A 12,640-nucleotide genomic window follows, 5' to 3' on the forward strand; every position below is an offset into this window, starting at 1 on the left:
GGGTGCGCTCTTGCCTCCGCGATGGTCCTGAGAGACTGTTGCCACAACGACAATCTCGTCGCATTCGACTTGGGAGGATTGAGTGGCTGAGTACACCCTGCCCGATCTGCCGTATGACTACGGCGCGTTGGAGCCGCACATCTCCGGCACGATCATGGAGCTGCATCACGACAAGCACCACCAGACGTATGTGACGGGCGCGAACACCGCACTGGACAAGCTCGCCGAGGCGCGCGACGTGCAGGAGTTCGGCACCGTCAACATGCTCGAGAAGAACCTCGCGTTCAACCTCGCCGGTCACGTCAACCACTCGGTCTTCTGGCCGAACATGTCCCCCGACGGCGGCGACAAGCCCGACGGCGACCTCGGCGCGGCCATCGACGACCAGTTCGGCTCCTTCGACGGCTTCCGTGGCCAGTTCGAGGCGAGCGCGCTGGGCATCCAGGGCTCCGGCTGGTCGATCCTCGCCTGGGACTCTCTCGGTCAGAAGCTGCTCATCTGCCAGCTGTACGACCACCAGGGCAACCTCCCGGTCGGGCTGACGCCGCTGCTGATGCTCGACATGTGGGAGCACGCGTTCTACCTGCAGTACAAGAACGTCAAGGCCGACTACGTCAAGGCGTGGTGGAACGTCGTCAACTGGGCCGACGTCACCGAGCGCTTCGCTACCGCGCGTACGGTCCACAACATCACCAAGGGCTGACCCCCTCGATACGCAAAGCAGCCTGCCCCGCCGATCACGGCCGGGCAGGCTGTCGCGTCTCGGCGCGCAGTCCGTTGCGTGGGGCGTTCTGCCCTAGCGCGAGCGGTCGCCCTCGTTCAACGAGGCGAGGTACTCGTTGTAGTCGTCCAGCGCGGTGTCGTCTTGCCGATCGAAGCGCTTCATCTCGCGCCGGTCGGTACGGAACCACTGGATGAACAGCGCAATCATGACGATCAACAACGGGAGCTCGCCCATCGCCCAGGAAACGCTCCCGCCGAGGTTCTGGTCGGCGAGCAGGTCGGTCTGGTACGGACGATCCAGGCTCTGCCAGTACGACTCGGCGAGAACGTTCGACGACGACATGATGGTCACCGAGAAGAATGCGTGGAACGGCATCGACACCAGCAGCACTGCGAATCTGCCGAGCGGCGGCACCTGTCTCGGAGACGGGTCGACGCCGACGATGACGTAGTAGAACAACGATCCGACGGCCAGGAAATGCAGCTCCATCAACGCGTGTCCGCTGTGGCGCTCCATCATCAGCGTGAACAGCCCGGAGAAGTAGAGCGCGTACAGGCTGATGATGAAGAGGAAGGCCGCGACCGCCGGATGCGTGATGACCACTGCGATCCGCGAATGGAGCGCCTTGACCAGCAGCTGCCGCGGCCCGATCTCACCGGGTTCGCGCGGCCCCGGCAGGGTACGTAGCGCGAGGGTGACCGGCGCCGCGAGCACCAGGAAGATCGGCGCGACCATCGACAGCAGCATGTGCGAGACCATGTGGGCGCTGAACAGCACATGCGCGTACGCGCCGAGTCCGCCGAAGGTCGCCCACGCGATGATCGCCAATCCGACGAACCAGGAGATGGTCCGCCCGATCGGCCAGACGTCACCGCGGCGACGCATGACCACGAGACCGGCGACGTACAGCGCCGCGCCCAGCGAGACGATGGCGAGTCCGACGCCGTTCGGGCTGAAGCTCCACAACACTCGCCCGACGGTCGGCGCGAGCGGCATCGGCTCACCCAGTAGCTCCGTCACCGGATCGGTGTAGAGGTCATCCGGGATGGGCGGTGGCGTACGTGACAGGGCGACGGCCAACCCGACCGTCGCGAACATGACCAACAACTCTGTCGCGGCGAGCCCGAGGAACGTACGCCCGGCGCGTTCTGCGCGTTCGAGTTTCGGAATCACCCAGCGTCGATGGCACAGTCCGAAAGCGCCGAGCGCGAGGAGCGCAAACGTCTTGGCGAGCACGAGATTGCCGTAATCGGTCGTGAACACCTGACCGAGCTTCTCGATCCGCACGCTTGCGTTGACGACTCCGGACAGTCCCACGATCGCGATGCACCAGGCCGCAAGTGCCGAGTAGCGACGCACGGCGGCCGGCAGGCGTTTGCTGCCCAAGGTCGCTACCCAACCGAGCGCGACGAGGCCACCGACCCACAGCGATGCCCCAGCGACGTGGAGCAGCAGGCTCGCGACGGCGAGCATATGCGAGCCGGAGGATGCCGAATGACCGGTGAGCACGGGCGGTACGAGCGTCACCAGCGCGAGCCCGAGGACGAGCGTCAGCCACGGGATGGAGAGGGTCCAGCGAGCGAGCACGGCGACGCAGATGGCGAGCGCGCCTTGGATGACGAGTGCCCGGCCGTTGTCCGTGTCGAGAATGAACGAGCTGATCTCCGCGTACGTCAGGTTGCCGACGGGTACGGCGAAGATGTCGGAGATCGAGAACGCGAGCTCGACGAAGACGGCGGCTGCCCACACCCAGGCCGTGGCCGATGCGTGTCGCACCGCCTGCGCGGCGTGGCCTTGTGCTCCCCCGCTCGGCGCGGGGAGCAAGAACGCCGCTGCCAACAGGAAGCCGATGCTGGCGTACCCGGCCAGATCAGCGACGACGCGGCTGATCGGCAGGCCCCAGCCGGTCAGCGCTCCTGGGTCCTCGATCGTGTCAGGTAGTTCTTCGGGTGCGGCGTGGCCGTACATCATCGCCAGGTAGAACACCGCGCCGGTGAGCAGCAGGGCCGCAACCGACCAGCGCACAACGCCGCCACCGCCACCTGCACGAGCGGGCGTACCTGGCTTTGAACCTGCCTTCTTACTGTCCACGGCGTCGGATCCAGGGCCACGCGAGGAGCCCGACGGCTACCACGACCGCGGCGCCGCCGACCGCCAGATGCGTTGCGTGGCGCTCCGCGAAGGACTCATCGTCCTTCGTCGCGGTCTCGTCGACCTGCTCTCCGCTGGTGACGTCGTACGTCAGCTCGCCAGTGATCGGATGGCCGTCGGCCGATACGACCCGGTACGCGATCGTGTACGTGCCGGCGATCCCGGCCGAGTCGACCGACTGGGTCACTTTGGTGCCGTCGACCGTCGGGTCTTCAGCAGCGAGAGTGGAGCCGTCGGGCGCCGTCACCTGCAGCTGCGCCGGGGTCGAGACGTCCTCGTTGAACGTGAGGGACACCGTCGCCGGCTCGGAGTCGAGGGCCGCGCCGTCTTTCGGGTTCGAGCTCACCAACGTAGCGTGCGCGGTCGCGGGGCCGGCCGTCGAGACGAGCACGAGGAAGAGGGCCGCAAGGACCGCGGCAGGCATGCGCAGGGACATCGTGTATCCAGCGTAGGAGGTGCCGGCGAGCGTCCGTCTCGCGGGATGACCGAATCGGTAGCGGCCGATGCCGGCATCACGCACACTGTGCCCATGACGACGTACGCCCAGGACATGTCAACGCCCGCCGAGGAGTTCATTGCTCTCGACGAACGTTGGAGCACGCACAACTATCACCCGCTTCCGGTCGTCATCGCCGAAGCGGACGGCGCGTGGGTCACCGACGTCGACGGCAACCGCTACCTCGACTTCCTCTCCGGCTACTCCGCGCTGAACTTCGGACACCGCCACCCCGCTGTCGTGACGGCTGCCGTCGAACAGCTCGGCCGGGTGACCCTGACCTCGCGCGCCTTCCACCACGACCAGTTCGGCCTGTTCTGCAAGGAACTTGCCGAGCTCACCGAAACCGACATGGTGCTGACGATGAACTCCGGCGCCGAAGCGGTCGAGTCCGCGATCAAGGTCGCTCGCAAGTGGGCGTACCAGGTCAAGGGCGTGCCCGCCGACGAGGCGCAGGTCGTCGTCGCCGCATCGAACTTCCACGGGCGCACCACCACGATCGTGTCGTTCTCCGACGACGAGACCGCACGGGCGGACTTCGGACCGTTCACGCCCGGCTTTGGCCAGGTTCCGTACGGCGATGCCGACGCTCTCCGCGCCGCCGTCAACGAGCGCACGGCAGCGTTGCTGCTGGAGCCGATCCAGGGCGAGGCGGGTGTCATCACTCCCCCGCCCGGCTACTTCGCCGAGGCAAGGCGCATCGCAGACGACGCCGGAGCGTTGTTGATCGCCGACGAGATCCAGTCGGGTCTCGCCCGCACCGGACGGCTCCTCGCACTCGACCATGAGGGCGTACGCGCCGATCTGTACACGCTCGGCAAGGCACTCGGCGGCGGCATCCTCCCGCTTTCGGCGGTCGTCGGGCGCCGCGATGTGCTCGATGTGCTTCGCCCCGGTGAGCACGGCTCCACCTTCGGCGGCAACCCCCTCGCGTGTGCTGTCGGCCGTGCCGTGATCGGGCTGTTGCGTACGGGTGAGTTCCAGGAGCGCTCGGCGAGCTTGGGGCAGCACCTGCACCAGCGGCTCGGCGAGCTCGTCGGCAGCGGCGTCACCGAGGTACGCGGGCGCGGGCTCTGGGCCGGCGTCGACATCGCACCCGGCGGCCTGTCCGGACGCGACGCATCCGAGTCGCTCGCCAAGCACGGTGTGCTCTGCAAGGAGACACACGGGAGCACGCTGCGGGTCGCTCCGCCGCTGGTGATCGACCGCGAGGACCTCGACCGAGGGATCGACGCGATTGCGACTGTCGTGGCCCAATGAATGGAAATGTTCGTTTTTGATCAGCCAATGGAGTAGCGTTCGGGCATGTTTGCCGCCGAACGACAGCGCGTGATCGTCGAGCACGTACGCGAGCGCGGCGCCGTTTCGATCAAGGATCTCGCCGCGCTCGTCGGCTCGTCCGAGGTGACGGTGCGGCGCGATCTCAAGCAACTGGAGGCGGCCGGAGAGCTCCGTCGCGAGCACGGGGGTGCCGTCCCGACCGTCGAGCAGCCGCGCGAGCCGACGTACGCCGAGAAGACCCGTACGGCCGCGCGGCAGAAGCGTGCGATCGCCAGGCTCGCGGCAAGCCTCGTCGACGACGGCGCGGCGATCGTGATCGGAGCCGGCACCACCACGATGGCGCTCGCCGAACAGCTGCGCAGCCGAAACGAGCTCACCGTGATGACGAACTCTCTCCTTGTGGCACAGGCCTTTGCCGATTCGCCACGGATCGAGGTCGTCCTGACCGGCGGAATGTTGCGTGGTTCGATCCTCGCGGTGGTCGGCAGCGCCGCCGAGCGTTCGCTCTCCGGGCTGCACGCCGACCGTACGTTCCTGTCCGGCAACGGTCTGACCGCTCGCAACGGTCTTTCGACTCCCAACCAGATGGTCGCCGGGGTCGACCGCGCGCTCGCCGAGGCGGGCAACGAGGTGTGCGTGCTCGCAGACCACACCAAGATCGGACGCAACTCGGTCATCCAGACGGTGCCGACGGAGCACATCGACACGATCGTCACCGATGCGACTTCCTCGACCGAGGAGCTCGACCGGTTCCGGGCGGCCGGGACCCAGGTGCAGGTCGCAACCTGATCGTGATCTGTCTCTTTTGAGTGATTCATTGACAACTTCTGATCACTCGTGAATGATTCTGTGATCCAGGTCTCACGAGGAGGTTGTCGGATGACCACCATCCATCCCGTCCGTACATTCGCCGCCGTCGCCTGCACGGCGGCGCTGGTGGTCAGCGGCTGTACGAAGTCCGAGGACTCCGGCGCAGCCGATACCTCCGGCGACCCGGAAGCGGGTGCTCAGCAGGTCAAGTCAGCAGGTACGAACGGCCCCGAGTGCTCACTCGACAAGTACGGCGCGGAGAAGCTCGACTTGGCCGACGCCACGGTCGGCTTCTCCCAGTCCGAGAAGGAGGACAACCCCTTCCGAATCGCCGAGACCGAGTCGATCACCCAGTCGGCCGAAGAGGCCGGCGTCAAAGACTTCATCAAGACGAACGCACAGACCCAGCTGTCCAAGCAGATCGCCGATATCCAGGGCATGATCTCGCAGGGCGTCGACGTGCTGATCGTCGCACCGCTCAACTCCGACGGCCTGGAGCCTGCGCTCAATGCCGCTAAGGACAAAGGCATTCCGGTCCTCACGGTCGACCGCAAGCTGAATGCCGAACCGTGCGAGGACTACATCTCCTTCCTCGGCTCCGACTTCACCGAGCAGGGCAAGCGCGCCGCCGATCAGGTCATCGAGGCGACCGACGGCAAGGCCAATGTCGCGATTCTGCTCGGCGCCTCGGGCAACAACGTCACCACCGAGCGTACGAAGGGCTTCGTCGACCAGATCGGCGCCGAGGCACCCGAGATCGAGATCGTTGCGCAGCAGACCGGTGAGTTCGCCCGCGACAAGGGCCAGCAGGTCACCGAGCAGCTGCTGCAGTCCAACCCCGAGATCGACACCATCTACGCCGAGAACGATGAGATGGGGCTCGGTGCACTCGCCGCCATCCGCGCCGCGGGCAAGCAGCCCGGTGAGGACATCAAGATCTTCTCCGTCGACGGCACCCGCAACGCCGTCAGCGAGATCACCAAGGGCACGTACAACGGTGTGATCGAGTCGAACCCGCGCTTCGGCCCGCTCGCGTTCGACACGCTCGAGAAGTTCTACGCCGGCGACCCGGTCACCGACGAGATCGTGATCGAGGACCGCGAGTACACCCCGGACAACGCCGAGGAGCTCCTGGACTCGGCGTACTGATGCAGCCCGTCCTGCAGGCGCGGGCGGTCGGCAAGCAGTTCTCGGGTGTCATCGCGCTCGACGGAGTCGACTTCGCCCTCGCGCCCGGTGAGAGCCACGCGCTCGTCGGCGAGAACGGCGCCGGCAAGTCCACGTTGATCAAACTGCTGACCGGCGTGTACCGGCCGGACTCGGGCTCGATCGCGATGGACGGCGAGACGGTTCAGTTCTCGCGGCCGGTCGACGCCCAACGCGCAGGGGTCAGCACCATCTACCAAGAGGTCAACCTGATCCCGCAGCTGTCTGCGGCTCGCAACATCTACCTCGGTCGCGAGCCGAAGACGCGGCTGCGCCTCGTCGACTACGCCGAGATGAACGAACAAGCCGCAGAGCTCCTTGCCGAGTACGGCATCGAGGTCGACGTACGACGGCCGCTGCGCGAGCTCGGCCTCGGTGCCCAGCAGATGGTGGCACTCGCCCGCGCCATGAGCATCAACGCCCGCGTCGTGATCATGGACGAGCCGACGTCCTCGCTCGAGCCTCGCGAGGTGAAGACGCTGTTCGACGTCGTTCACCGCTTGCGCGAACGCGACGTGGCGGTGGTGTACGTCAGCCACCGGATGGACGAGCTGTACGAGGTGTGCGAGCAGGTCAGCGTGCTGCGCGACGGGAACCTCGTGCATTCCGGAACTCTCGCTGACGTCTCGCGGCTCGAGCTTGTGTCCCTGATGCTGGGCCGCTCGGTCGACACCTTGCGTACGCGCGGCCTCACCGAGCTGCAGACCGAGCATGCCGAGTCGCAGACTCCACGATTGGTTGCGCGAGGTCTACGCCGACGCCATCGCATAGACGGCGTCGACCTGTCCGTACGCCCGGGCGAGGTCGTCGGGCTCGGCGGGCTGCTCGGATCCGGTCGCACCGAGACCCTGAAGGCCGTTGCGGGCGCCATGCCCCTCGACGAGGGGACCGTTGACGTCGACGGCAGCGACGTACGCTCCGGGTCCGTCGGCGCAGCGATCCGGGCCGGCATCGTGATGCTGCCCGAGGACCGCAAGGCTGAGGGCATCATCCCGCATCTCTCCGTACGCGAGAACATCGTGCTCGCCGCGCTCCCCCGCCTCTCTACGGCCGGTTTCGTCTCGAAGCGTAAGCAACGCCGGGTCGTCGAGGTGATGATGGAACGCCTGCGGATCAAGGCGTCCAGCCCCGAGCAGCCGGTCTCGGAGTTGTCGGGAGGCAACCAACAGAAGGTCATGGTGGCGCGGTGGCTCGCGATGAGCCCGACTGTGCTGCTTCTGGACGAGCCGACTCGTGGCATCGATGTCGGCGCGAAGGCCGAAGTGCAAGCCCTGATCGACGAGCTGGCGGCCGAGGGGCTGGCGATCGTGCTCGTGTCGTCGGAGATCGAGGAGGTCGTCGAAGGCGCGAGTCGAGTCGTCGTGCTCAAGGACGGCGGAGTCGTCACGGAGCTGACGGGTGAGGACGTCTCCGAGAATGGCTTGCTCGCGGCGCTCGCCCAGGCGGCAGAGGTGCCCGCATGACTGCGGTCGAGTCGGCTCCGCGTACGCGCCGCACGACCGATCTCACCGCGTTCGCCCGCGACTACGGCGTGTACGCCGCGTTGGTGATCGTCCTTGTCTACAACACGTTCTTCACCGACGGGTTCATCTCCGGCGACAACCTTCGCGTGCAGCTGATACAGGTCGTCCCGGTGCTGCTGGTTGCCCTCGGCATGGCGCTGGTCATCGGGACGGAGGGCATCGACCTGTCGGTCGGTGCGGTCATGTCTCTTGCCGCCGCGGTCCTTCCGCTCTATCTCGGCTACGGGTTCGTTCCCGCTGTGCTCGCTGCGCTGGTCTGCGGTGCGTTGGTCGGCCTCGTCAACGGTTCGATGGTCGCGTTCGTCGGACTGCAGCCGATCGTCGCAACTCTGGCCCTGATGATCGCCGGCCGGGGTATCGCGCTGGTCGTCTCCGACGAGCAGATGACCAGCGTCGACAACTCGCAGATGCTCGCTCTCGGCATCGACTCGATCCTCGGGATCCCTTACACCGTTGCCGTTGCTCTTGTCATCACGCTTGCCATGGTTGTGCTCGTCTCGCGCACGACGTACGGCCGCCAGCTCGTCGCGATCGGCGGCAACCGGCGTGCCGCCGAGCTCGCTGGGTTGCCCGTACGCCGGATCCTGGTGACGACCTATGTGGTGTGCGGTCTGCTCGCCGCTGTCGCGGGAATCATCGTCACCGCCCGATCCGGGGCGAGCGTACCCTCGACGATCGGCAACCTGATCGAGCTTTCGGCGATCACCGCCGTCGTGATCGGCGGCACTCCCCTGTCCGGCGGGCAGGTGCGCATCGTCGGCACCGTTGCCGGAGCGCTGCTGATCCAAGTCATCATCGCGACCTTGAGCCAGCACAACGTGCCGCCTTCGTACTCGCAGATCGTGCAGGCGCTGATCATCGTCGTCGCCATCTACATCCAGCGCGGGAGGTCGGCATGAGCATCGCGATCGATCCTGCAGAGCGCCGACGCCAGCGGGTCGCCTCCATCGCGCAGAAGCAGGGTGCGTTCGTCGTACTCGCGCTGCTGCTGGTGATCGGCAGTCTCACCTTCGACACGTTCGCCACCCGCTACAGCCTGACGAACATCGTGGTCGAGCAGTCGTTCCTCGCGATCGTCGCACTCGGGATGACGTTCGTGATCCTCACCGGCGGGATCGACCTGTCCGTCGGCTCGGTGTTCGCACTCGGCGGAGTGCTCGCCGCGTACGGCTCGGAGTACGGATTCCTCGGTGCACTCCTGCTTCCGGTCGTCGTATGCGGTGCGATCGGTGCGCTCCAGGGCTTCTGTATCGCGTACGGACGGATGGCACCGTTCATCGTCACCCTCGCCGGGTTGTTGGGCGTACGCGGCCTCGTCTTCGCGATCACCGACGAAGGTGCGGTCACGCCCGACGTCGAGTCGGACGCCTTCGTCTCGCTCGGCCAGGACGGACCGCTCGGGTTCACCTGGTCGGTTGTGCTGATGATCGTCGCGTACGCGGTCGCCGCCGTCATCTTGCATCGCACGAGTGCAGGACAGTCTGCACTGGCCATCGGCGGCAGCGAGGACGCCGCCAACCTGATGGGGCTTCCCGTCCCTCGGATCAAGCTGACGGTCTACCTGATGTCGGGAGTGCTCGCAGGTCTCGCCGGCGCGCTCAATGCCGCTCGGTCTTCGTCGGGGGTGACGACCGTCGGAGTCGGCATGGAGCTGGAGGCGATTGCGGCCGTCGTGATCGGCGGCACTCTGCTGACCGGCGGTCGCGGCGGAATCGCAGGCACGCTCGCCGGTGTGCTGTTGCTCGGCGTGATCCAGAAGTACATCAACTTGATCGGCGACCTCAGCTCGTCGTACCAGAACGTCGTCAGCGGGCTCTTCCTGCTCGCGGTCGTCGTGGTTCAGACCTATCTGTCCCGTAACCGAGACCCGTAAGAGATTCGCCACTAACAACCCAGTTGGAGTGTCCCTGATGAACCGCCTCAGAAACGGCGTGATCGTAGGTGCTTCGGCGGCAGTAGCCGCAGCCCTGCTCTCGGTAGCGCCCTCGCCAGCCAGCCCCGAGAGCAGCGCCTGGGAACCCAAGGATCCCGAGCTGACCACCCCGTGGACTTCGGCCGTCGGGCCGGACAACGCGTTGCCGGACTACCCGCGCCCGCAGCTGCGTCGAGCACAGTGGAAGAACCTCAACGGACTATGGGAGTTCGCGGCTGCCGCCGAGGGCGATGAGCCGCCGGTCGGCGAGGAGCTCGACGAGCGCGTACTCGTCCCGTACCCGATCGAGTCGGCTCTGTCGGGGATCAAGCGGCACGAGGATCGGATGTTCTACCGGCGTACGTTCAAGGTGCCTCGCAACTGGCAGTTGAACGGTCGACACGGCAAGCGTCTGCTGCTGCACTTCGGTGCTGTCGACTACGACGCCAAGGTCTGGATCAACGGCGATCTGGCGACCGAGCACCGAGGCGGGTTCGACCACTTCACCGTCGATGCCACCGACCATCTCCACCGAAGAGGCCCCCAGGAGATCGTCGTCGGGGTCAACGACCTGACCGACGGATTGAAGCAACCGGTCGGCAAACAGCGCATCCCCGCGATCGAGAATCCGGGCGGCATCTTCTACACCCCTGCCTCCGGCATCTGGCAGACGGTCTGGATGGAGCCGGTACGCGCGGCGCATATCGAGGACGTGACGGCGACGACCCGCAAGAACCTCCGCGAGGTCGATGTCACGGTCGACGCCGCCGCGGCGCGTGGGCAGAAGGTCCGGCTTCAGGCACGGCGCAACGGCAGGGTCGTCGCCCGCGGAGAAGGTGTGCCGGGCAAACCGATCCGGCTCGAGATCCGACGGCCCGAGCTGTGGACGCCTGACCATCCGAACCTCTACGACCTCCGTGTCGCGCTATACGACCGGTCGGGTCGACGCGCAGACAAGGCAGACTCGTACTTCGGCATGCGTACGGTCGACTCCGTCGTCGGCAAGGACGGGAAGCGACACATCGTCCTCAACGGCGAACCGACGTTCGTCAACTCGACGCTCGACCAGGGCTACTGGCCCGACGGGATCTTCACGGCACCGACCGACGAGGCACTGGCGTTCGACCTCAAAGCGCATAAGAAGCTGGGGTTCAACGCCGTACGCAAGCACATCAAGGTCGAGCCCGACCGCTGGTACTACTGGGCCGATCGCCTCGGCCTGATGGTCTGGCAGGACATGCCGTCGATGCAGAACGGCCGCAAGCCCGATCCCGAGCAGCCGGCACGCGACCAGTTCGAAGCCGAGTTGAAGACGATGATCGACCAGCACGACGGCTGGACGTCGATCATCGGCTGGGTGCCGTTCAACGAGGGCTGGGGCGAATGGGATGCCGAGGAGACCGGCCGGATCGCCGACTCGGTCAAGGCCGCCGATCCGACCCGACTCGTCAACGCACACAGCGGATACAACTGCTGCGACTCCGAGGGCGACTCGGGCCGCGGCGACATCATCGACTGGCATCAGTACACCGGTCCCGCCGCGCCGTCGCCGACCGCCGACCGCGCGGCAATCGACGGTGAGCACGGCGGCTACGGCCTCGTCGTCGACGATCATCTGTGGCCGGGCGAGCCGGGGGCGTACCAGATGGCGGAGTCCAAGCAGGAGCTGACGGATCTGTACGTACGCAACCAGTCCAGACTGTTGGAGCTCAGCCGCAAGTGCGGGTTGTCCGGCGGCATCTACACCCAGATCACCGATGTCGAGACCGAAGTGAACGGGTTCTTCACCTACGATCGCAAGGTCGAGAAGATGTTCCGCGGACCTGTACGCAAGATCAACGAGAAGCTGTCGCACTCGGGCAATCTGGGGCCGACGCCGCCCGATCCCGACGACGGCACGCCCGGTCTCGACGGCATCCACCGCTGGAGCCTCGACGACGGATCCGGTACGACCGCGGCCGACTCCGTTGGCGACGATGACCTGGCCGTGCAGGACGGCGCAACCTGGGCCGAGGGGAAGGCCGGCAAGGCGCTCGCGCTCGACGGCACCGGTTACGCCGACTCCGACGGTCCTGTCGTCGACACCCAAGGCAGTTTCTCTGTCTCGGCCTGGGTGAAACTCGACGAGACCGGCGGCGGCTTCCAGACGGCAGTCAGCCAGGACGGCGCTGACGCGTCGACGTTCTTCCTCCAGTACGACGGCGGCCAGAACAAGTTCGCGTTCAGCACGCTCGGCGGCCGCGCGTACGCGGATCAGACCGCCGAGGCGGGTCGCTGGTACCACCTGGTGGGCGTACGCGATGCCGCGTCGGGCACGTACCGACTCTATGTCGACGGGCAACCCGAGGGCACGTTGTCGCAGTGTCTCGGCGAGAACTCGACTGGCCCGTTGGCAGTCGGTCGGGCGAAGTACAACGGCGACAACGTCGATTTCCTCGGCGGAGCCGTCGACGACGTCCGCGTGTACGACCGTCCGCTCGATGATGCCGAAGTCACGGAGCTGTTCGAGGGTGCCGCCAGCCATTGACGGAACGCCC

10 protein-coding genes are annotated in these 12,640 nt (G+C 66.4%); 8 read left to right on the plus strand and 2 right to left on the minus strand.

The annotated features are described in order from the left end of the window. The first annotated feature begins 82 nt into the window (after nucleotides 1-82). Entirely contained in the window at nucleotides 83-703 is a 621-nt protein-coding gene (locus MU582_11460; GenBank protein UPK73067.1) for a superoxide dismutase, read from the plus strand. 93 nt (nucleotides 704-796) lie between these two features. On the opposite strand, the gene MU582_11465 is transcribed toward MU582_11460, so the two are convergent. Together MU582_11465 and MU582_11470 are read right to left on the minus strand one after the other, a co-directional pair. After that, the gene (locus MU582_11465) at nucleotides 797-2,815 is read right to left on the minus strand and encodes a bifunctional copper resistance protein CopD/cytochrome c oxidase assembly protein (protein ID UPK73068.1); all 2,019 of its coding nucleotides are present in this window, start codon (nucleotides 2,813-2,815) and stop codon (nucleotides 797-799) included. After that, nucleotides 2,805-3,311: a copper resistance protein CopC gene (locus MU582_11470; GenBank protein ID UPK73069.1), complete on the minus strand. Its 507-nt coding sequence runs from the start codon at nucleotides 3,309-3,311 to the stop codon at nucleotides 2,805-2,807. The genes MU582_11465 and MU582_11470 overlap by 11 nt, the downstream gene beginning before the upstream one ends. Before the next feature lie 114 nt (nucleotides 3,312-3,425). On the opposite strand from MU582_11470, the gene rocD reads away from it, so the two are divergent. From rocD to MU582_11505, 7 genes are all read left to right on the plus strand, one after another. After that, nucleotides 3,426-4,631 carry an ornithine--oxo-acid transaminase gene (gene rocD, locus MU582_11475; GenBank protein ID UPK77157.1) on the plus strand — a complete coding sequence of 402 codons (1,206 nt, stop codon included), beginning with the start codon at nucleotides 3,426-3,428 and terminating at the stop codon, nucleotides 4,629-4,631. Nucleotides 4,632-4,676: 45 nt separating this feature from the next. Continuing rightward, nucleotides 4,677-5,441 (plus strand): DeoR/GlpR family DNA-binding transcription regulator, encoded by a 765-nt coding sequence (locus tag MU582_11480; GenBank protein ID UPK73070.1) that lies wholly within the window; start codon nucleotides 4,677-4,679, stop codon nucleotides 5,439-5,441. 90 nt (nucleotides 5,442-5,531) lie between these two features. Then, entirely contained in the window at nucleotides 5,532-6,611 is a 1,080-nt protein-coding gene (locus MU582_11485) for an ABC transporter substrate-binding protein (GenBank protein ID UPK73071.1), read from the plus strand. Beyond that, complete coding sequence (locus tag MU582_11490) at nucleotides 6,611-8,131, plus strand: sugar ABC transporter ATP-binding protein (protein ID UPK73072.1); 1,521 nt, start codon at nucleotides 6,611-6,613, stop codon at nucleotides 8,129-8,131. The genes MU582_11485 and MU582_11490 overlap by 1 nt, the downstream gene beginning before the upstream one ends. Then, nucleotides 8,128-9,090: an ABC transporter permease gene (locus tag MU582_11495; GenBank protein ID UPK73073.1), complete on the plus strand. Its 963-nt coding sequence runs from the start codon at nucleotides 8,128-8,130 to the stop codon at nucleotides 9,088-9,090. Before MU582_11490 ends, MU582_11495 begins: the two co-directional genes overlap by 4 nt. Continuing rightward, a complete protein-coding gene (locus tag MU582_11500) occupies nucleotides 9,087-10,064 on the plus strand; it encodes an ABC transporter permease (GenBank protein UPK73074.1) in 978 nt (325 codons plus the stop codon). Before MU582_11495 ends, MU582_11500 begins: the two co-directional genes overlap by 4 nt. Nucleotides 10,065-10,101: 37 nt before the next feature. Continuing rightward, nucleotides 10,102-12,630, plus strand: coding sequence for a hypothetical protein (locus tag MU582_11505; protein UPK73075.1), 2,529 nt, complete (start codon nucleotides 10,102-10,104; stop codon nucleotides 12,628-12,630). Nucleotides 12,631-12,640: the final 10 nt, after the last annotated feature.

This window comes from Nocardioidaceae bacterium SCSIO 66511 (assembly GCA_023100825.1).
Lineage (GTDB): Bacteria > Actinomycetota > Actinomycetes > Propionibacteriales > Nocardioidaceae > Solicola.